This window comes from Deinococcus sp. (genome assembly GCF_018260405.1).
Classification (GTDB): Bacteria; Deinococcota; Deinococci; order Deinococcales; family Deinococcaceae; genus Deinococcus.
In genome coordinates, this window is record NZ_JAGLBG010000049.1 from 1 (window position 1) to 19,515 (window position 19,515).

A 19,515-nucleotide genomic window follows, 5' to 3' on the forward strand; every position below is an offset into this window, starting at 1 on the left:
TATCCATTTGGACTGGCTTAGTTGACGTTTTTCGTGGCGTCTTACCCAAACTCGACTTCTCGTGCTGAGCAGTTACCATCGCAGATTCTGTGGCTGACCTGGGGTGGGGGAACGAATGGAACTAACAATTCAGTTCTTGCCAATAATGACAGTACTACAGCAACGGTCTCAATTTATGGCGTGGATATGATCGTAACCTGTAGCGTAGGTGGAATAAGTACCGGAGGTATTGCCTCCTATGCACCAGGGAATTGGAAAGATGACGGCCTTGACAATTTATACAACATCGGTGGTCTGGATACGGCCAATACATTGGTAAATGGTATTAGGCATTGGACATACGGGGTGGCTAGCAACTTTTCCGTAACCTGCTCTGCTACTTTGGGCGGTAATCCTTACGACCTCCCCGGATTAGTGGTTGCTGACGCCGAGTCACTGGCTGCTGGAGAATATATCACGGCTACGGCGGATGGCACTTGGCAAGTGATGGAGCGCCTGACTTGTGGGGCAGCAGACTATAAAGGCGCTCTTTCAACTGATTCCAAGACCATTAATTTTTCTATACCGACTGGGGGGGACTGTAATCAAGTCAATGAATCAGGGAGCGGTTCTAACGCAACGGCTATTGCTTTCCTGACCTTCAATCCTACAGCCTATACAGGTTTGAATCGCCAGTTTACTTTTGATGTAGGGATTAAGGGTAATGGTATAACGGCGGTCGCTCTTGGAGTATTTGCCCCTTACCTTGATTCAGGAGACGCTCCAATCAGTTATGGCACAGTAGCTCATTTTTATCCACCCGCTCTGACTCCTGATGGCCTTTCTGCGGGAACAACAGCCACTATTAGTGCCCCTAATTTTGCTATCAGCACTTTAAGTGACATTCCTACTACCAACAAATTGGGAAAAAAAGAAGATTCTGATGGATTCGGTCTAACTGGTAATGTAGGGGCGACTACAGACGATATAACTGGAACCGCTGATGAAGACAGCGTAGACGCTTCTGCTTTGCCCACCCTGAACAATAAAACTACGGGAACCTATACCGTTCCTGTGGCCTGCTCTGGTACGGGCACGGTCAAGGGCTGGATTGACTTTAATATCAATGGCATCTTTGATACAACTGAGTCGGCGCAGGCAACTTGTGGTGGAGTTGTCTCTACGGTCAACCTCTCATTCCCAATACCGGCTGACATCAGATCGGGCCAGTCTTATCTGCGAGTTCGCTACGCAACAAAGGCCATCGAATTGGACTCCCCTAAAGGGATTGCCACATCAGGCGAGGTTGAAGATCACGCGTTGAGTATCTATACCCAGATTACCCTTAACAAGACTTGGGGGGCCTTGGCCGTGACAGGCCATCAAGTGAATCTCAAGATTTCCGATGGCGGCCTAAGTAGCGCGCAGACTAAGACCGTTACGGCAAAAGTGCCTGATAATACTCAGGCGTTTGTTGTTGGTGGATCGTCAGTGACGGTGAGTGAGTCTGGTGGTCAAGTAGATGATTACCTGGCAAGCATTACTTGCAAAAAGGTTTCTGATGGTACAACGCTGGTGACAGGCGCGGTAGGTGCGACCAGTGCTAGCTTTATTGTTCCACAAGATAGCAACATTGACTGCACGATTAACAACGAATTACGCTTGCCCAATGTGCCGCAAATGAAAAAGTATGTCCGCAATTTGCCCGGCGGCGCTTTCACGACTGCTACTCAGGCTCTGCCCGACACTATTTTGCAATACTGTATTACCTTCCAAAATATGGGCAATGGGCCAGCCAAACAATTCAAGCTCACCGACGCCTTTCCAGCAAATACAATTGTGCCTTACCCTACGGGCAGTACCGATGCAGCCAAGTGGAACCTAACTTACTCGGCATCAGGCGCTGATTTAACGGGAGGAACAATTGCCCCCACCGCCTCCACCTTGCCTGCGGGCGCGACTTTGACAGTTGGTTCTGTTGCCGGAACAAGTCAGGGCATCATTCTTGATCTTGGGGCCGCTGGGTTGCCCGCTGGCGGCACAGGCACCGTCTGTTTTGACGCCAAGATTAAGTAAGCGTTATACGGATTCCGATTGATTCGGTGCAGTCCCGAATCAGTCCGAGCGGATGCGAGTGGGAACAACATACGGATTTCGCGGTATAGAGCCTCAGGCGGCGCTGTTCCGACTGTGGCGGAATGGAGCGGCAGTCCGTATTACAATTCCCCCCGATACGCCAAATCCAAAACCTCCACCGTGTGCATGACGGGTGCGGCACTGCCCTGCCGCCGCACATGGCTCTGAATCTGCGTGTGGCAGCCGATATTTCCGCTGGCAATCACGTCCGGCGTGGTGGACAGGATGTTTTTTGCCTTGCGCTGGCCCAACTGCGCGGCGAGTCCGGGCTGCTCAAGGTTGTACGTTCCCGCTGAGCCACAGCACAGGTCGCCTTCGGGGATTTCGACCAGTTGCACGCCGGGAATCGCCCGCAGCAGTTCACGCGGCGCAGCCTTGATTTTCTGCGCGTGGGCAAGGTGACAGGCGTCGTGGTAAGCCACTTTCAGCGGCTGGCGCGTGGGCATCATAGGCTGTAATTCACCGTCTCGCAGGAGCCCCGCCAGGTACTGACTGATGTCCTGCACCTTCGCGGCAAACGCTTTAGCCTGCGCCTCGTCGGGAAGGCCATGCAGGATTACCGGATATTCCTTGAGGCCCGCGCCGCATCCCGCTGCGTTGCTTAGGATCGCGTCGTAGTCGTCTGGGTTGAACGCAGCCAGATTCTGGCGCACCAGACTCAGCGCCTCGTCTCTGGCCCCAGTGTGCAGAGCCGCCGCGCCGCAACAGCCCTGACCCTCTGGAAGAACCACCTCAATGCCGTTGCGGGCAAGTACACGCAAAGTCGCTGCGTTAAAGTTCGGCGCTAAGGCCTGCTGAGCGCACCCCACCAGGAACGCCACCCGGCCCCGGCGCACGCCCCGCGCGGGCGTGAAGGCGGCGCTGGGCTGCATCGCCGGAACGTGCTCGGGCAGCAAATCCAGCGGGCTTTTTAGGGCGGCAGGCAGCGCGGGCGCGAGCGGTTTGGCGTACTGGCCCACGCGGGCGGCCACGCTGAACAGTTTGGGCGCGGGCAGGGCCTTTAAAATGGCAAAGCGTTTGGCGCGGTCAAAGGGCGTGCGCTGGCGCTTTGGTTCGCTCCAACCGCGAAAACTGGTAATCAGTTCGCCGTAGGGGACCCCACTGGGGCAGGCGGTCACGCAGCCCTGACAGCCCAGGCAGCGGTCCAGGTGCGGCGCGGCGTCCATCAGAGGCAAGCCGCCCTCCAGCACCTCTTTCATCAGCACAATGCGCCCGCGTGGGCTGTCCATCTCGTCGCCCAGCAGCGCGTAGGTGGGGCAGGCAGGCAGGCAAAAGCCGCAGTGCACGCAGGCGTCAATGGCGTGGGCCATCACCTCCCCCTGGGGGCCGAGTTGCAAGACGGGGATGTCGTGGTTCATGGAGAAAGGATAGGGCGGGTGGGCAGAGCGAAATGGGGGAGAGATAGGGGAGTTCAGGGCTATGCTGGGCTGCGGCCCCTTCGCCTTGCCCTGCTTAGCCACAAGGCCCCCGCCTTTGGCACGAAAGCCTACCAGCAGGTGCGCCAGCTTTTGCCGCCCGGACGACCTCACAGGGCTTACCTTGCCAGCGACTTTAAGCGACTGGGAGCATCTTTATGCTCAGCGCGAGTTTTACGCGGGCGCAGCTGGGAGCGGAAGTACCGGGCCAGGCGCAGCGGCCTCTTGGTATGACCAAGCTGACTTTGCCCGAACGCGGCCCTGATAGTCTCTGCACATGAAACTGGTTCTGGCGGTCATTCAGGATGCCGACGCTTCCGCCCTGATACGCGCGCTGTCCCAACATTCCTTCGAGGTTACCAAGCTGGCCAGCACCGGCGGCTTTCTGCGCGAGGGCAACACCACCCTGATGATCGGTGTGGACGACGAGCGCCTGCCCGACCTCAAACAGCATATCCAGAACATCTGTCACGCCCGCACCCGCCTGATGTCGCCCAGTGTGCCGATCAGCGAACAGAATGAGGGGCTGGTCAGCGAGCCGGTCGAGGTGCCGGTGGGCGGCGCTGTGCTGTTCGTGCTGGGCGTCCAGGAATTTATTAAGGTCTGATACCAGTTGCTGGGGGCTGGCCTCAGCGTTGCCTGGGTACCAGGTGCAGCAGGGCGTGCGCCAGCGCCTCGGGATCGTGCCGGGCGGTGCCGGTTTGCAGCAGCGGCGCTGGCCTCACGCGGCTGCGCAGGTCGTGGTCGGCGCCTTCCAGGTCAAGCATCTCGGCTCCCTCGGCGCGGTAGCGGCTAAGCACTGCTGGTTCCAGGGGGGCGCTGTTCATCAAAACGGCGTCGGGGGCGCGGCCCAGGTGGTGCGTAACGGCCTGCATATGGTCGCTGAGGGTAAAGCCGGTGGTTTCGCCTGGCTCGGTCATGATCGAGGCGACGTAAATCACCGGGGCCGCCGACTGACGCACCGCTCTGGCAATTTCGGGTACCAGCAACGCCGGAATGATGCTGGTAAAGAGGCTTCCCGGCCCCAGCACGATCATCTCGGCGTCGCGAATGGCCTCAATGACCTGGGGCAATGCGGGCAAGGCGGGCGGGTCGAGGGCCACGCGGGTAATGCGGGCGTCCCGAACCTGGGAGGCAAATTTGCTTTCGCCGCGTATGGTGCGCCCGTCGCTCAGGTGCGCCACCAGCGTGGGCGGCTGGGTGGTCGAGGGATACACCGCGCCGCGCACACGCAGAACTTCGTGAATGTCTTGCATGGCGGTGCCCAGGCCACCCTGCTCCTCGCTGAGGGTCGCCAGCATCAGGTTGCCGAAGGTGTGGCCCTCGATGCCTTCGCCGCGCCCAAACCGGTGCAGCAGCAGCCGCGCCAGCACTGGGCTATCGGACAGGGCTGCGTAGCAGTCGGTCAGGTCGCCGGGGGCTACCATATCCAGCGCCTCGCGCAGCCGCCCGCTGCTGCCGCCGTCGTCGGCCACCGTGACAATCGCCGTGAGGTTGCCGCTGTATTTTTTCAGGCCGCTCAGCAGGTTCGACAGCCCCGTGCCGCCGCCCACCGCGACGATATGTGGCCCACGCGCCAGGTTGCGCCGCTCGTAGATCACGTCCACGGCGGCGCTGGGCAGCATCCCGGTGCCGCGCAGCATCGAGCGGTTGAGCATGGTCACGGCGTACAGCGCCCCACAAACCGCCAGCAGCATAACCACCGCCCCGGTAAAGTGCAGCGGCAGCACGTTGGGGTCGGCAAAGTGGTTAAGCCACAAAATCCAGCGCGTGGCGATCACATGAAAAGGCCCGGTCCAGGTGAAGTGCAAAAACCCCACCGCGCCGATCAGGGTACACACCACGAACAGGCTGATCCAGCGCTTGATGCCCATGCCCGGCGTCATCCAGATGCGGGCGCGGCGCTGCGCCTCCTGACCGCGCACCATAGCCCGGTCGGTCACCGAATCGCCGGGGTGGTCGGGCGGTGTGGGCAGGCTCATGCCACTTCTGGGGAGGTCATGTCGCGGTGGTCGGTAATACTGACGTTGAGTGCGCCCAGGTCGCGGGTCAGGCGATCGGCCACGGCTACGCTGCGGTGCTGCCCCCCCGTGCAGCCCACCGCCACCGTGTACCCGTGCCGCCCGGTGCCGCGTGCTCGCTGCGCCGAGAGTTCTACGAAGTGCCGCACTTGCGCGTAGAACTCTTCCGATTCGGGGCTGCCGAACACGTAGTTTGCCACCGCCGGGTTCAGGCCGTTTTCCTCACGCAGGGACGGGTCGTAAAACGGGTTGGGTAGCGAGCGCACATCCACCACCAGATCAGCGTCGCGGGGCGGGGCGTGCTTGAAGCCGAAACTGACCAGCCGCAGCATAAAATCATGTTCCAGTCGGAACATTTGCAGCACGCGCTCGGACAGTTCCTTGGCGGTGGTTCTGGTCGTGTCGATCACGCTGTCAGCCAGGGCACGCATCGGGGCGAGCAGTTCGCGCTCCTTGGCAAAGTCCACCATCAGGTTCTCGCCCAGGGGGTGTTCGCGCCGCGAGAGGTTGTAGCGCCCCAGCAACACCTGCGCGTCGGCCTCCAGAAACAGCACGAACAGTTCCTCGCGTTTGTGCTTGAGCCGGATATAACTGGACTCTAGCGCGGGCAAAAATTCGCGGGTGCGGGCGTCGGTGCTGACCGCCACGCGCGGCAAGCCCTGCACCTCGGCCAGATCATGCATTGATCCCCACAGCTCGGGTGGCAGGTTGTCGGTGATAAAAAATCCGGCGTCTTCCAGGGTACGCAGCACGGTGCTCTTGCCACTCCCAGAAAGGCCCGAAACGATGACGAACGGCATATGCACAGTCTAAGCCGTCAGGGGAAGAGGCGACGCGACTGCTTTTTGCGCCCAGCCCGGCCCGCTTTACTCTGAGAGCCTTTTGCCGCCCCCACACCGCGAAAAGCCCCAGCATCCGCCGGGGCCTTATACGGACTGCGCTCCATACCGCCCAGTCCGTATGTTGTTCCTAATCGCGTCCGCTCGGATTGATTTGGGATGGCACCGAAATCAACCGGCAGTCCGTAGTAGGCAGTCCAGGTGCGTTAGCGGACCTTCGTTCCACTCGGCAAGTCCAGCCCCGTGCCGACCAGATCGAGATTTCCCTCGGCATCTTCAGCGGCGAGAATCATGCCCTGAGACTCGATCCCGCGCAGCTTGGCAGGCTTGAGGTTGGCGACCAGCACCACCTTGCGGCCCACCAGGTCGGCAGGCTCGTACCACTTGCGAATCCCGCTAACCACCGTGCGCGTCTCGTTGCCCAGTTTGACGGTCAGCTTGAGCAGCTTGTCGGCCTTCTCGACGGCTTCACACGCCACTACTTCGGCAATCCGCAGGTCTATGCGGGCAAAGTCATCAATGGAAATCAGGCCATCGTCTGCGGCAGGCTGGGCGACCTCAGTTGTGGGAGTCGCCACCGCTTCGGCTGCTTTCGGGGCAGGGGAAGCTTTCGGGGCAGGGGGGGCCACGGTTTTTTTGCCTTTTGGGGCGGGGGCTTCGGTCACTTCGCCGGGCTTGGGTTCGGGCTTAGGAAACAAGATCGCGCCGCCCTGTACCCTTGTTCCGGCAGGCAGCAGGCCCCAGGCCGCTTCCAGGCGGTAGGTCTGCGACCCCAGCCCCAATTGGGCGCGGAGTTCTTTGGCCTTGCTGGGAATCACGGCTTCCAGTGCCACGCTCGCCACCCGCAGGCCCTCGGCGGCGGTGTACAGCACAGTGTCCAGACGGTTCTGAGTCTCGTCCGACTTCGCCAGATTCCAGGGCGCACTCTCGGCGATGTAGCGGTTGAGGTCGCGCACGAATTCCATCGCGGCGTCAATCGCCATGTTGATCTTGAGGTCGTCTACCAGCCCCAGCACCTTGCCAGGCAGGGTGCGGGCAGCCTTTTCGATCTCGTGTTCGCGCTCTGTCTTCTCGTTGCTAGCGGGGACTACGCCGCCACGGTACTTGTCGATCATGCTGATCGTGCGCGAGAGCAAGTTGCCCAGGTCGTTGGCCAGATCGCTGTTCAGGCGGGCGTTCAAGATACCCTCACCGAAAGGGCTGTCGGCGCTGAGGCTCGCTTCCCGCAGCAGCGCGTAGCGGATAGCGTCGGTAGGATGATCCTTGACCAGTTGCTCGGGGTCAATGGCGTTGCCTAGCGATTTGCCCATCTTGCGCCCGTCCTCGGCCAGGATGTGGCTGTGCACCACCAGGCGGCGGTACACGGGCAGCCCGGCGGCTTTCAGCATCGTCGGCCAGAACACGGCGTGCGGCTTGAGGATGTCCTTGCCGATCACGTGCCAGGTTTTTCCAATGACGCTTTCGCTCTGGCCGTGGCTCAGCGGCCCCGAGATGTAGTTAAGCAGCGCGTCGAACCACACGTAGGTTACGTGATCAGCGTCCCAGGGCAGTTCGATGCCCCAGGGCACCCGGTTTTTCGGGCGGCTAATGCTGAGGTCACCAATGGGTTCCTTCAGCATTTCCAGCACCTCGTTGCGGTAACCGGCGGGCTGAATCAGCTCGGGGTGCTGCTCCAGGTACTCCAGCAGCCAGGACTGGTACTTTCCCATCTTGAAAAAGTAGTTGGCCTCGCGGCGCAGCTCGGGGGCGTCTCTGTCGCCGGGATAGCGGCGCACGCCGTCCGGCCCTTCGACCAGTTCCTTTTCGGTGACGTAGCGCTCTGCCCCCACCGAGTACAGGCCCTCGTACTCGGCAAAATAGATGTCGCCTGTGTCGTAGACCCGTTGAAGCACCTCTTGCACATACCGTTTGTGGCGCCCCTCGGTGGTCCGGATAAAGTCGTCATAACTTAGCCCCAGCTTGTCCCATAGCCCCCGAAAGGCGTTGTTACTCAGGTTGTCGGCAAACTGCTGCGGTGTGACCCCGGCCTGCGCCGCCAGCTTGACAATGCGCTCACCATGTTCGTCGGTGCCGGTCAGAAAGTGCACATTCTTTCCTGCCAGCCGCATATACCGGGCGATGGCGTCGGTCAAGATCTTCTCGTAGACGTGACCGACATGGGGCGGGCCAGTCAGGTAATCAATGGCGGTCGTAATAAAAAACTCGTTATCTTGTGGCATATCTCGTGCTCCCTTTCCGCCGCAGGCTCTAATGAGGGGCCGGACGGATAAACTCCCTCAGAATACGGGAAAGAAAAGAAAATGGGCGTCCCCGTTTTCAGGCCCGCCCCGGAGCCCTCGCCGCCCTCAGGGACGCTGGGGGCTTGGCGGTCATACCCTCAAGGCGTTTCCTGTCGGGCAGAGTTCCAGCCAACTACCCGAACCGGGCCGTTTTAGATTTGATCCAGGCGGAATTAAGTACACTGCGTTTATCTTGTAGATAAACCGCGCGGAGCGCGTAGCAGAAGAAAGTACGTTGGAGCGGGAATGGAGAGGTTCCGGTGCTTTCCCGGAATCTCGCAATGTTAGGTTCAACGTACTTAGGCGCAGGGAGGGGAAAGGGCAGGCGGCTAGACGGGCTTGGGTCGGCTTTAGTGCCTCCGGTCAGGTTATATGGCGTTCGCAAACCCTACAATTGCGCGGATGATTGCTTATCTGTCCGGCGTGGTGCGTGAGGTGCGTGAGAACAGCGCCGTGGTGGTCGCGGGCGGCGTGGGGTACGAGGTGCAGTGCCCGGCTCCGGCACTCGCCAAGCTAGTCGTGGGTCAGAACGCCGAATTCAGTACCCGTTTTGTGGTGCGCGAGGATGCCCAGTTGCTGTTCGGCTTTTCGGACGCCGACAGTCTCAAACTCTTTGACCTGCTCACCAGTGTGACTGGCGTGGGGCCAAAGCTGGGGCTAGGGCTGCTGTCGGCCATGCCCGTGTCGGCGCTGGCTCAGGGCTTGCTGACGGGCGATGTCAAACTGCTCTCGAGCGTGTCTGGTGTGGGCAAAAAGACCGCCGAGCGGCTGGTGCTGGAGCTTCAGGGCAAGGTGCCCGAGCAACTGGCGGCTGGTGCTGTGGCGTTGGGCGGCCGGAAAGTGGCCCCGGTCGCCAGTACCGCCAGCCGCGACGCGGTAGACGCGCTGCTGGCCCTGGGCTTCCGCGAACCGCAGGTCAGGGCGGCGGTCTCCGAGCTGCTGGCCGCCGACTCGGAGGCCAGCACCGACACCCTGATTCGCAAGGCCCTCGGGAAACTGCGTTGACCCAGTTGCCGGAAACCGGGGCGCAGGTGGGCACTCCCGCCGGGGTCGAACAGAAGGTCAGCTGGCTGGAACTGTTTTTCGACCTGATCTTTGTGGTCGCCTTCGATCAGCTGTCCAAGCGGCTGGGCGATTCTCACACGCTAGAAAATATCGGGGCTTTCGGGATCATGTTCGTGGCGATCTGGTGGGCCTGGTCTACCAACGCGACCTTCGCGGCCCGCTACGGCAACGAGAGCCGCGCCTACCGCTGGGGCACGCTGCTAGAACTGGTTGGCATGGGCCTGATCGCGCTGTCGCTGCGGGGCGACCTCAAGGAAACGGGCATCTATTTTGCGCTGGGCTACGGCTTTAACCGTCTGCTACACGCCGGACAGCACCTGTGGATCACGCGCCGCGCCCCGGAGACGGTGGCCTTTTCACGCCGAATCGCGCTGGTGTCGGGGGTGGCTGCCGCGCTGTGGGCACTTTCGGCCTTTTTGCCGGGTGGCTCGGCCTGGCAGGTGGGCCTGTGGTGCTTTGCCCTGCTGATTGACGTGGTCACGCCAGTGCTTGTCCGGGACAGGAACCGCAGCGCCCTGCCACACGAGGGCCACCTACCCGAACGGGTCGGGCTGCTTCAGATCATCGCCATGGGGGGCATCGTCAATGAGATCGTGGGGGGCGGGCGCAAGCAGGCCCTAAGCTGGATGACGCTGTGGCCCGCCTTCTTGTCGATGGCTACCGTCGTGGCGCTCTGGCGGCTTTATTTCGATCAGACCCACGCCCTGCCGCTGCTTTCGGCCCGCGTGGAAGGGCGCGAGGGACGGATGCTGGCGTGGCTGTACGGCCACCTGCCGTTTACCCTTAGTCTGGTGGTGCTTGGTGTGGGGATCGGCCACGGCCTGAGCAGCGCCGACTCGCACGAGGTCGCGGTGCAGCAGCAGTTTGTGGTGTGGTCGCTGGTTATCGCCTTCGTTTCGCTGACCTTTTTGCGCCTGGTCACGCTGCGGGTGGCCCGGCTTCCCTTGCTGGACCGCAGCGGGTTCGCGCTGATCGTGGGCGCACTGGCGCTGGCGGCCCTGGCCTTCGTGGACCTGGATACCAAACGGCTTGACCTGCTGGTGGTCGTGGTCTGTCTGGCAGTTGCCAGCGCTGTTGCTAGCGATCCGGTGACGCACCGCCTGGGACAGCTGGAGGAACATGTGGCCCAGCATCTCGAAGCCCAGGCCGCCGACGCCTCAGATGAAGGCCAAGATGAAGATTGAGGCGGCTGGTCACGCGGCGGTGGGCGTCACGGCGGCGCTGCTGGCGGCGCTGCTGCTGCTGGGCCTGAGCCTGCAACTCGGCTGGCGTAAGGATCAGGCCCGCTGGCCGCACCACGCCCTTTTTTTTGCCGTTTGTGTGGGCACGCTCGCGGCTGTGGTGCTCACCCTGCTGGTCGGCGGACGCTGGTGGGCGCTGCTGCCTGCGCTGGCGCTGCTGCTCGGCATGACGCGCACCAGACCGGGCCGCGCAGGGCACTGGCAGCTGGCCCTGGCCTGTGCGGCGGCCTACGTTGTTGGGGCGTGGGGGGCCTGGTAATACGGATTCCGCTAAATTCCGCCACAGTCGGGAAGACACCGCCTGCGGCTCCATACCGCGAAACCCGTATGTTGTTCCTACTCGCATCCGCTCGGATTGATTCGGAACTGCACCAAATCAATCGGAATCCGTATAATACGGCTTTCGCCTTGCGGGCTGCCGAAGCGGTAGCGCCCGCCCGCCGAGCGAGTGCCGCAACACAGTGGCGCGGATAGGGCACGGGCAGCGCGTTGTCTGCCTTGAGCCGCGCCGAGACCAGTGGGCGCTGTTGTGGTTGTGGCGCAGCCGTCTCCTGCCGCCAGACCAGCGCACAGGGAAAATGTCTGGAAGGACCCGGCTGGGCTGGAGTGGGCTACCTTGGCAGGGTGGAACTTATTGAAGGAATGCTCTCGCGCCGCACGACCAACGGCCCGTTCAAACCTGACCCGGTCAGCCGTGAGCACCAGCACCTGCTGATGCGGGTCGCCCAGGCCGCGCCCAGCCATTTCAATTCACAGCCGTGGCGGTTCGTGCTGATCGAAAACCCCGCGACCATTGCCGAGATTGCTCAGATTTCCGGCGAGAGCATGACCGAACTGATCGACGCCGGGATTTTTTTCGAGCGCTACCGGCGCTACTTCCGTTTTACCCAGGCCGAACTCGACGAGCGGCGCGACGGCATTCATATCGATCACCTGCCGGGGCCGCTGAAACCCTTTACCAGACAGGTTTTTTCGGATGCGGGCCTGAAGCTGATGCGGCAGCTGGGGGTGCCGCGAAAGCTCGGCGAGGAAAACCGCAAACTGGTGGCTGGCAGTCCGCTGCTGCTGGCCGCGCTGCTCGACAAAACCGAGTATGTGCCGGGCCAGCTTTCTGGGTTTTACAGCGTGTTCGGGCTGGGGGCAGCGGTCGAGAATATCTGGAACGCGGTGGGGGCGCTGGGCCTGGGCATTCAGTTTGTGAGCACGCCGATGGAAATCCCGCGCCAGTGGCAGGCCATCCAGCAGCTTTTGCACGTCCCGGACGACCTTGAACTGATGGCGGTCTACCGCCTAGGCTACCTGCCGCAGAGCGATCAGCGCCCCAGTATCGACTGGAGCAGCCGCCACCGCAAACGCCTGGAACAGTTCGTTAGCCGCGAAACGTGCGGCGTGCCCGAGGAAGGGTAATCGGCTGGAATGTGTGATGGTGCCCTGCCTTGCGCTGCCTCATCTTTTGACGGACGTTACTTTTTGCCTTCTCGCTTTATCCTGTAGGTCATGACGCGCCGTTCCCGTTCTCAAGCTGCTTTACCGGATGGCGCTGATCCGCCAGTTTCGCGCAAAGCTTCGCTCGGCTGTCTGCTCTGGTTTTTTCGCCTGCTGTCTGGCCTAATTTTGCTGGCCTTTGCTGCATTGGCCGTGCTGTGGTTTGTGTGGGGCCGCAACCTGCCCAACGTGTCCGACCTTGACGTGCTGGAGTTCAGCGGTCAGACCCGCGTGTACGACCGCAGCGGCATTCTGATTGGTACGCTCTCCCCTAGCCTGGGCAGCGGCAACGGGGTCAACCGCGACCTGCTGAAACTGAGCGATATCAGCCCGTACCTGCAAAAAGCTGTCGTGACCAGCGAGGATCGCCGCTTTTTCGAGCACCACGGCGTGGACTATATGGGCATTGCCCGTGGCCTTATCAAGGGCCTGATTCGCAAGGATTTGGAGGGCGGCAGCAGCATCACGCAGCAGGTGGTCAAAAATACGCTGCTGGCCGACCTGCACGCGGCCCGCACCCCCGAGCGCAAGTTCAAGGAAGCGGTGCTGGCCTATCAGCTTGACCGCGACTTCGACAAGAACCAGATTCTAAACGCCTACCTCAACATCGTGTACTGGGGCGACGGCGGGCGCGGCGACATCGTGGGCGCTCAGAGCGCAGCGACGGCGTATTTCAAGAAGGATGCCAAGGACCTCAACCTCGCGGAGAGTGTGTATCTGGCGACCATCATCCCCGCGCCGAACCGCCGCTACAAGAGTTTCCAGTCGTACCGTCCCCTTATGAAGGGCCTGCTGGGACGCATGGTCGAGGACGGGCGCGTTACGCGGGCGCAGGCCGACGAAGCCTGGAAAACCCCGATCTATCCGGCGGGCTGGCGCATCGCGTGGAACGGCGACGGCACCCTCAGGTCGGCTAGCCTAGAACGCCCCGCGCGGCTTCAGGAAAACATCGACGCGGCCAACGAACGTAGGCGCAACAACAACCAGTTTCAGTATTACTACTACCTTCAGGCCGTCGAAAAGGAACTGCTGAGCAAGATCACTCGCAAGGCGCTGTACGACGGTGGCAAAATCTACACGGGCATGGACGTGCAGGCGCAGCAGGCCGCCGAGAAGGCCAGCTTGCAGTCCAACATGCCGCGCGGCGCGACGATGGGTATTGCGCTGGTCAACCCGGCCAACGGCGAGGCGATGGCGCTGGTTGGTCAGAACCTTTTTGACGGGGTGCGTCCCAACGACTGGAACAATGCGACCCAGGCGCGGCGGCAAGTGGGCAGCAGCATCAAGCCCTTTTTGTACACTCTGGCGCTTTCCAAAGGCTGGAAGCAAAAGGACACCGTGCTTGATTCGCCTATCGAGGGCGACTACCAGCCTATGAACTATGACCGCCACTGGACCGGGCGTTACGTAACCATGCGTTACGCCCTGGATCACAGTCTGAACCTGCCTACCGTACGTATCGGCCAGGAAATCGGCATGGAAACCTTCCAGACCAAGCTGCGCGAACTGGGTTTTACGCCGCCCACCAACGCGGGCCTGAGTCTCAGCATTGGCACGCTGGAAGCCAGCCCACTGCAAATGGCGGCGGCCTATGCGCCGTTTGCTAACGGTGGGGTCTACTACGAGCCGTATCTGGTGCGGCGCTTTGTCGACAAGAGCGGCAAGGTGCTGTACACCCACGCGCCGGTCAGCCGCCGCGTTTGGGACGAGCAGACGGCTTGGCTGGGCCTCGACATGATCCGGGGCGTGGTTAATGACCTACAAGCCTCGCAGGGTGGCCTAGCGACCCGCGCCCGCATCGACGGCTGGCAGGTCGGCGGCAAGACCGGCACCACCAACGAGGTCAAGGATTTATGGTTCGTCGGGGTGACGCCGCTGGTTTCGGGGGCCGTCTGGGTAGGCAAGGAGCAGGGGGGAGCGTTACCTGACTGGGCCTATTCGGGCACGGTGCCTACCCCGGTTTGGCAGCAGTCGGTGGCGGGGGCCTTGCAGGGTCACAGCCAGACGACGTTCAAGGAACCGGGCGGCATCACTTACCAGACCGTTCGCGGCGTCGACATGGCGCTACGCAGCGGCGAGGAGAAGCAGGACCCGGCAGAGTACGACGGCACGGGCCGGGCCGGGAGCGCCGGTACGCAGATGGGGGGAGCGCCGCTCCCGGCACCTGCCTCCGCCGCAGCGCCCCCACAACAATCAGCAGCGCAGCAATCAGCAGCGGCAGCGCAGGCCCCCGACCCGGTCGTGCCAGCCAATCCTGACCCGGCACCTGTCCTCAACGAGCAGGACGTACCAGCGCCACCTCAGGGCAACGGTGCTCCGGCGTCTGCTGATGATCCGGGCAGCACCGTTACGTTGCAGCCTTCCGATTCCGGGAATACCGGTTCTGGCGACGGCAGCGCTCCAGCCGCTGGTAATCAACTCCCACCGCTGACCGAACCGCCCGTGGAGGGCACACCAAGTTACACGCCGCCCGGCAACTGAACCAGAAAACTGGATCAGAAGAAGGCCGGAACCGCGCTTGCTCGTTCCGGCCTTCTTTTCTTCACTTCAACTTTTAACGGTAGAAGGCTATACAAGCTGCCGTCTGTTTCGTTAACAACTGGCGGGGGCACTGGGTTGCCAACGCCACGCCCGACAGTCCGCCCTGCTCCCACTCGCTCTGCGGCGCAACTCTCTAGGGTTGGCGCAGCTTTACGAGTCCGCTCGAACTAGGCTGTTTTTGCAAACCACTCTATCGGAGGCCCTAGTACTCAATGCGGCTTACTCGATGCTGGTGCGCCACTTCCATTCGCTGGCTCTCTTCATGACGTGGGCCATACCGCCGGTTATGGCGAGCTTCTGGTTCCAGGGCAGTTTCATCCAGCCGACGGCCATCAGACCGCCGAGGCTTACGAATTCGCCCAGGCTGGTAGGTTCGTAGGGGCTCAGCTCCTCGTTGCGGGCCAGACGCATGATGTTCTTACCGGTCAGGCGGCCCTGCTGCCCGGCGTGCTGCGCGGTGGTGGGCACGGGTTTGCCTTCTTGGTTCATCGCCAGACTCATGTCGCCGATCACGAACACTTCGGGGTAGTTTTTGGCCCGCAGGAACTCGTCCACGGCGATGCGGCCACCGGGGCCTTTTTCCAGCTTCTCGCCCTTGACGATGTCGCGGGCCTGAATCCCACCGGTCCAGATAATCTTGCCTGCCGGAAGCACTTTTTGCTGTCCGTCGGCGGTCTGCACGGTCACGCTGTCGGTGGTGGCCTGCATCAGTCGGTGGCCGACCATGATGTGAATGCCGTAATCTTCCAGGGTCTTCTGGGCCTTGGCCCGCAACGCATCGTCGAGTACGGGCAGAATCCGGGGACCAGCTTCAACGAGGTAGATGTTGATGGTCGGCAGGCCACGGGCCTTGCTCAGCTGCTCTGCACGCTGCGCGAGTTCGGTGACCAGTTCCACGCCGGTCAGGCCAGCGCCGCCCACCACGATGTCGCGGTTGCCTTCGTAGTCGCTGCTGTAAGCCCGGTTGATGAAGTTGAAGATTTCATCGGCGTCGTCGATGCTCTTGAGCTCGGAGGCGTTCTCGGCCAGACCGGGGATACGGTAAAAGTTGGTCACGCTGCCCAGTCCGACCACCAGGGTGTCGTACAGCAGGACGCGGCCATCTTTCATGATGACTTCTTTTTCGTCGATATTGACGCTCTCGACCTGGGCCTGTTCAAAGTGCACGCCCGTTCCCTTTAAAAGCGGAATGATAGGCAGCGTGACGCGGGTATTGTGCGCCGCGGCCTCGTGCAGGCGGGTTTCAAACGTGTGGTAAGAGTTCTGTTCGACCAGCAGGGTTTCCAGACCGGGGGTGGGCTTAAGCTGAGTAGCGACGGCCAGACCTGCGTAACCAGCACCGAGGATTAGGGTTTTCATGGTTAAGTGCTCCTGTGAACGAATTCACGAGTAAGCGGTAGCGGCTGCCTACCCGTACAAACAACCGGGAATCTCACCCGGCTTCTCAAACAGTGTACACCTTACACGAACTGCTCAGGAAACGCCTAGAACTTTCCTGGATGGGCAGGGGCCAGTCCAGCATGACCCTGTACAGATTGGGCCAGGCTTTACACACGTAACCCACGTTGCCGTCTTCACCTGGCAAGCGCGGCACAATAGAACGTATGACGGCTCCTCAACCCCAGACCATGGCTGAAAAGATTCTGTCCCACCGGGGCGACCAAATCGTGTATGCGGGCGACCTCGCGGTGGTCGAAGTCGATCAGGTGATGGTCGTCGACAGCATTGCCCAGAGCTTTATCGAGCGCATGGAGCGTGATCTGGGGGCCAAACCCAAATACCCCGGGCGCGTCAGCATCGTGATCGACCACGTGGCCCCGGCCAGCAGCGTCTCGGTGGCGCAGTCGCACAAGGAAGCGCGGGAATACGCGGCTCAGACGGGCGTGCGGCTGTTCGAGGTCGGGCGCGGCATCTGCCATCAGGTGCTGATGGAAGAGAGACTGGCCCAGCCGGGCTGGATTGTGCTGGGCAGCGACAGCCACAGCACGACTTACGGCGCGGTGGCGGCTTTCGGCAGCGGCATGGGGGCCACCGACATCGCTCTGGCGGCAGCCAGCGGCAAAATCTGGCTGCGTGTGCCCGAAAGCGTCAAGGTGATGTTCACGGGCGACCTGCGCCCAGGCGTGGGGGCCAAAGATGTGGCGCTGGAAATGATCCGTGTGCTGGGCGCAGACGGCGCGACCTACCAGAGTATCGAGATGCATGCCGGGAACCGCTTTACGCGCGGCGAGCGGATGACCCTGGCAAACCTCTGTGTAGAGGCCGGAGCCAAGTCGGGCCTGGTGGTGCCGGGCGGCGAAATTCTGACCGACTACGGCTACGACATCCCCGATTGGGTCTACCCCGACGAGGGCGCGGCCTACGTGCGTGAAATCGAGATCGACCTCACGGCGCTTAACCCCCGCATGAGTGCGCCCAGCGAGGTGGACAACGTGCATGACGTGTCCGAACTGCGTGGCCTGAAGGTCGATCAGGTCTTTATCGGCACCTGCACCAACGGGCGCATCGAGGATTTGCACGCCGCCGCCGAGGTGCTCCGGGGGCGCAAGGTCAACCCCGCGACCCGACTGCTGGTGATTCCAGCCAGTTCGCAGGTCATGGAGCAGGCGCTCGAGGACGGCACCATGCTGACGCTGCAACGCGCCGGGGCCGTGTTTGGAACGCCGGGCTGCGGCCCCTGCATGGGCCGTCACCAGGGGGTGCTGGCTCCGGGCGAGGTCTGCGTCAGCACCTCGAACCGCAACTTTATTGGGCGCATGGGTGACAAGGAAGCCCAGATCTACCTTGCCTCGCCTTCGGTAGCGGCAGCGACAGCGGTTATGGGCTGCGTCGCCCTGCCCGAGGATGTCCTGGGGACGGGTGTACCGGGTGTGGGCGCGTGAAGGTCAGTCTCGATCACTGCGTCGTCAGGGTCAGCGACTGAGAAATCTTGAACGCCCTTTATAACCTCCGTGCAGCCCTTAGCGCACTTTCCAGCGCCACGCATAGACGTTCAGCAGTTCTCCCGGCGCAGGAGCCTTGCACACGACCAGTTGCACCTCGTTGGCCCGCCGTAGCCAGTAGGCCATCTGTCCGGGCCGCTGCGACGCCGCCAGCCCCGTGGTGACGATATGCGGGTCTGTGGGCCGGATGCCGTGCAGGCTTTCGCTGAGTTCGCGGCGGGCGGCTGGGGTCAACTCGGGCAAAATGTCGCCCAACTGGGCGTAGAGCGTTTCCAACTCCGGCAACTCGGCCCAGGCCGTGCGCTCAGGCAGAGTGCGCAGACTGCGGGCCAGCAGATCCAACTGGGCCGGGCTGCCCAGGGGCAATCCGCCGTGCAGCAGCCACAGTGACGCCCAGAGGGCCTGCGCCGCGTAGGGTCCGGGCTGCTCGATCAGGGCCGGATGCTCGTTCAGGCGGGCCAGCAGGAAGCGGGCCGCTTCCACAAGGCACCCGTGGTTAAGGCCCAGATAGGCCGATAGAACGCCCCAGGTGTGCAGCATAGTCAGTCGCACCTGGACGGTGGTCACGGCGGTCAGCAGCGTAGCCCAGGTCGGGGGCTGTTCGCCGCACAGCTCGCGGAGCAGCGCTTCCGTACCGTCCTGGTTGTCTTTTTTCTGGGCCCACTGGCGGTAATTCGCCTGATCCATCGCCACGTGCGAAACCGCCAGATGCCGCGCAATTCGCGCCGTTTCTAGCGCTGAAAGGGCGGGGGGATGGCTCAGAGCCACGATAGGCCAGGCAGCGTTCTCGAACTCGGTCAGCAGCGCCCAGCTGTGTGGGCGGCGCGGCGGCAGGTCGGCCCGCACTTCCAGCAGCCCGCGCACCTCACTTAGACTGCCGTCCAGCAGGCGGCACAGCTGGGTGCTCAGCGTGCCCTCCGGGCCGATCAACTGGCGCTGGGCCTCCTGATCAATGACGGTTCCGCGCCCGATGACCGCCCCGAGCCGCTGGGCCAGGACAGGCGGGTGTAGAGGAGTGGAACCCGGCGTCATCCTCCGTAACTCTGCCATACTCGCCGCAGCCCGTCACGCAGCCCGATGCGCTGAGGCGGCAACTCGCTTAGCCTCACGGCCTGCCACCCGCGCTGCGCCAGCCCTTCCAGCAGGGGCCGCAGCAATTCGGGGGTAACGCCGGGGCCATCGTGCAGCAAAATGACGCTGCCGGGGCGGGTACGCTCCAGGGTCTGGCGGGCCAGTTCCGCCGCCGTCTCAGAAGTCCACTTGGGCGCGGTCCAGTCGCGGCTTTCGCTGTCCCAGAGCACCACCTGCCGCCTCAGCAGCCGGGCGAACAGGCGGGTCAGCGGGCTGTGGCCTCCGTAGGGCGGGCGGTAAAAGTGCGGGTCGGGGTCGCTGGCCGGGCGCGGGTGCCACGCGATCTGCTGCCACTCGCGCCAGGGCCAGAGCAGCAGCGCCTGGGTGTGCCAGCGCCCGTGGGCTTCGAGCTGCTGCCCGCTGCGGCGCAGTTCCTCCAGCGCGTGTGGAAATTCCCGGCAGGCTGGCTCGGTCACGAAAAACGTCGCGCCCGCCCCATGC

15 protein-coding genes are annotated in these 19,515 nt (G+C 62.3%); 8 read left to right on the plus strand and 7 right to left on the minus strand.

The window, feature by feature from the left end; genetic code table 11:
- Nucleotides 1–21: 21 nt before the first annotated feature.
- Nucleotides 22–2,055, plus strand: coding sequence for a CshA/CshB family fibrillar adhesin-related protein (locus tag QZ269_RS07760; protein ID WP_291426006.1), 2,034 nt, complete (start codon nt 22–24; stop codon nt 2,053–2,055).
- A gap of 140 nt (nt 2,056–2,195) precedes the next feature.
- Here QZ269_RS07760 and glcF read toward each other — a convergent pair whose 3' ends face one another.
- Nucleotides 2,196–3,473, minus strand: coding sequence for a glycolate oxidase subunit GlcF (gene glcF, locus QZ269_RS07765; protein ID WP_291426008.1), 1,278 nt, complete (start codon nt 3,471–3,473; stop codon nt 2,196–2,198).
- Between the two features lie 334 nt (nt 3,474–3,807).
- On the opposite strand from glcF, the gene QZ269_RS07770 reads away from it, so the two are divergent.
- A complete protein-coding gene (locus QZ269_RS07770; protein ID WP_291426010.1) occupies nt 3,808–4,137 on the plus strand; it encodes a cyclic-di-AMP receptor in 330 nt (109 codons plus the stop codon).
- 22 nt (nt 4,138–4,159) lie between these two features.
- Here the strand turns inward: QZ269_RS07770 and yvcK are convergent, their stop codons facing one another.
- The 3 genes from yvcK to metG all read right to left on the minus strand — a co-directional run bounded on the left by yvcK (nt 4,160) and on the right by metG (nt 8,609).
- Nucleotides 4,160–5,512, minus strand: a complete 1,353-nt coding sequence (gene yvcK / locus QZ269_RS07775; protein WP_367272245.1) for a uridine diphosphate-N-acetylglucosamine-binding protein YvcK — start codon at nt 5,510–5,512, stop codon at nt 4,160–4,162.
- A complete protein-coding gene (gene rapZ, locus QZ269_RS07780; RefSeq protein ID WP_291426012.1) occupies nt 5,509–6,351 on the minus strand; it encodes an RNase adapter RapZ in 843 nt (280 codons plus the stop codon). Before rapZ ends, yvcK begins: the two co-directional genes overlap by 4 nt.
- Nucleotides 6,352–6,596: 245 nt before the next feature.
- Complete coding sequence (gene metG / locus QZ269_RS07785) at nt 6,597–8,609, minus strand: methionine--tRNA ligase (protein ID WP_291426014.1); 2,013 nt, start codon at nt 8,607–8,609, stop codon at nt 6,597–6,599.
- Nucleotides 8,610–9,071: 462 nt separating this feature from the next.
- On the opposite strand from metG, the gene ruvA reads away from it, so the two are divergent.
- From ruvA to QZ269_RS07810, 5 genes are all read left to right on the plus strand, one after another.
- On the plus strand, nt 9,072–9,674 hold the full coding sequence (gene ruvA, locus QZ269_RS07790; protein WP_291426015.1) for a Holliday junction branch migration protein RuvA: 603 nt from the start codon (nt 9,072–9,074) through the stop codon (nt 9,672–9,674).
- A complete protein-coding gene (locus QZ269_RS07795) occupies nt 9,671–10,918 on the plus strand; it encodes a low temperature requirement protein A (RefSeq protein ID WP_291426016.1) in 1,248 nt (415 codons plus the stop codon). Before ruvA ends, QZ269_RS07795 begins: the two co-directional genes overlap by 4 nt.
- The gene (locus QZ269_RS07800; protein ID WP_291426018.1) at nt 10,908–11,234 is read left to right on the plus strand and encodes a hypothetical protein; all 327 of its coding nucleotides are present in this window, start codon (nt 10,908–10,910) and stop codon (nt 11,232–11,234) included. Before QZ269_RS07795 ends, QZ269_RS07800 begins: the two co-directional genes overlap by 11 nt.
- A 383-nt stretch (nt 11,235–11,617) precedes the next feature.
- Nucleotides 11,618–12,382, plus strand: coding sequence for a nitroreductase family protein (locus QZ269_RS07805; RefSeq protein WP_291426031.1), 765 nt, complete (start codon nt 11,618–11,620; stop codon nt 12,380–12,382).
- A 90-nt stretch (nt 12,383–12,472) separates the two neighbouring features.
- Nucleotides 12,473–14,941, plus strand: coding sequence for a transglycosylase domain-containing protein (locus QZ269_RS07810; RefSeq protein WP_291426020.1), 2,469 nt, complete (start codon nt 12,473–12,475; stop codon nt 14,939–14,941).
- 279 nt (nt 14,942–15,220) lie between these two features.
- Here the strand turns inward: QZ269_RS07810 and QZ269_RS07815 are convergent, their stop codons facing one another.
- Nucleotides 15,221–16,360, minus strand: a complete 1,140-nt coding sequence (locus QZ269_RS07815) for an NAD(P)/FAD-dependent oxidoreductase (protein ID WP_291426021.1) — start codon at nt 16,358–16,360, stop codon at nt 15,221–15,223.
- Between the two features lie 245 nt (nt 16,361–16,605).
- Between QZ269_RS07815 and QZ269_RS07820 the strand changes: the two genes are divergently transcribed.
- Complete coding sequence (locus QZ269_RS07820) at nt 16,606–17,883, plus strand: 3-isopropylmalate dehydratase large subunit (protein WP_291426023.1); 1,278 nt, start codon at nt 16,606–16,608, stop codon at nt 17,881–17,883.
- A gap of 78 nt (nt 17,884–17,961) precedes the next feature.
- Here the strand turns inward: QZ269_RS07820 and QZ269_RS07825 are convergent, their stop codons facing one another.
- Together QZ269_RS07825 and QZ269_RS07830 are read right to left on the minus strand one after the other, a co-directional pair.
- Complete coding sequence (locus QZ269_RS07825) at nt 17,962–18,975, minus strand: hypothetical protein (RefSeq protein WP_291426025.1); 1,014 nt, start codon at nt 18,973–18,975, stop codon at nt 17,962–17,964.
- Nucleotides 18,972–19,515 (minus strand): polysaccharide deacetylase family protein (locus QZ269_RS07830; protein ID WP_291426027.1); only part of this gene is annotated, 544 nt, incomplete at its 5' end. The genes QZ269_RS07825 and QZ269_RS07830, both read right to left, overlap by 4 nt.

Bases quoted from the DNA above. Each gene is read 5' to 3' on its own strand.
- QZ269_RS07800 (WP_291426018.1), top strand. From the start codon at position 10,908: ATGAAGATTGAGGCGGCTGGTCACGCGGCGGTGGGCGTCACGGCGGCG.
- ruvA (WP_291426015.1), top strand. From the start codon at position 9,072: ATGATTGCTTATCTGTCCGGCGTGGTGCGTGAGGTGCGTGAGAACAGC.
- yvcK (WP_367272245.1), bottom strand. From the start codon at position 5,512: ATGAGCCTGCCCACACCGCCCGACCACCCCGGCGATTCGGTGACCGAC.
- QZ269_RS07770 (WP_291426010.1), top strand. From the start codon at position 3,808: ATGAAACTGGTTCTGGCGGTCATTCAGGATGCCGACGCTTCCGCCCTG.
- QZ269_RS07820 (WP_291426023.1), top strand. From the start codon at position 16,606: ATGACGGCTCCTCAACCCCAGACCATGGCTGAAAAGATTCTGTCCCAC.
- QZ269_RS07825 (WP_291426025.1), bottom strand. From the start codon at position 18,975: ATGACGCCGGGTTCCACTCCTCTACACCCGCCTGTCCTGGCCCAGCGG.
- rapZ (WP_291426012.1), bottom strand. From the start codon at position 6,351: ATGCCGTTCGTCATCGTTTCGGGCCTTTCTGGGAGTGGCAAGAGCACC.
- glcF (WP_291426008.1), bottom strand. From the start codon at position 3,473: ATGAACCACGACATCCCCGTCTTGCAACTCGGCCCCCAGGGGGAGGTG.
- QZ269_RS07810 (WP_291426020.1), top strand. From the start codon at position 12,473: ATGACGCGCCGTTCCCGTTCTCAAGCTGCTTTACCGGATGGCGCTGAT.
- QZ269_RS07815 (WP_291426021.1), bottom strand. From the start codon at position 16,360: ATGAAAACCCTAATCCTCGGTGCTGGTTACGCAGGTCTGGCCGTCGCT.
- QZ269_RS07805 (WP_291426031.1), top strand. From the start codon at position 11,618: ATGCTCTCGCGCCGCACGACCAACGGCCCGTTCAAACCTGACCCGGTC.
- metG (WP_291426014.1), bottom strand. From the start codon at position 8,609: ATGCCACAAGATAACGAGTTTTTTATTACGACCGCCATTGATTACCTG.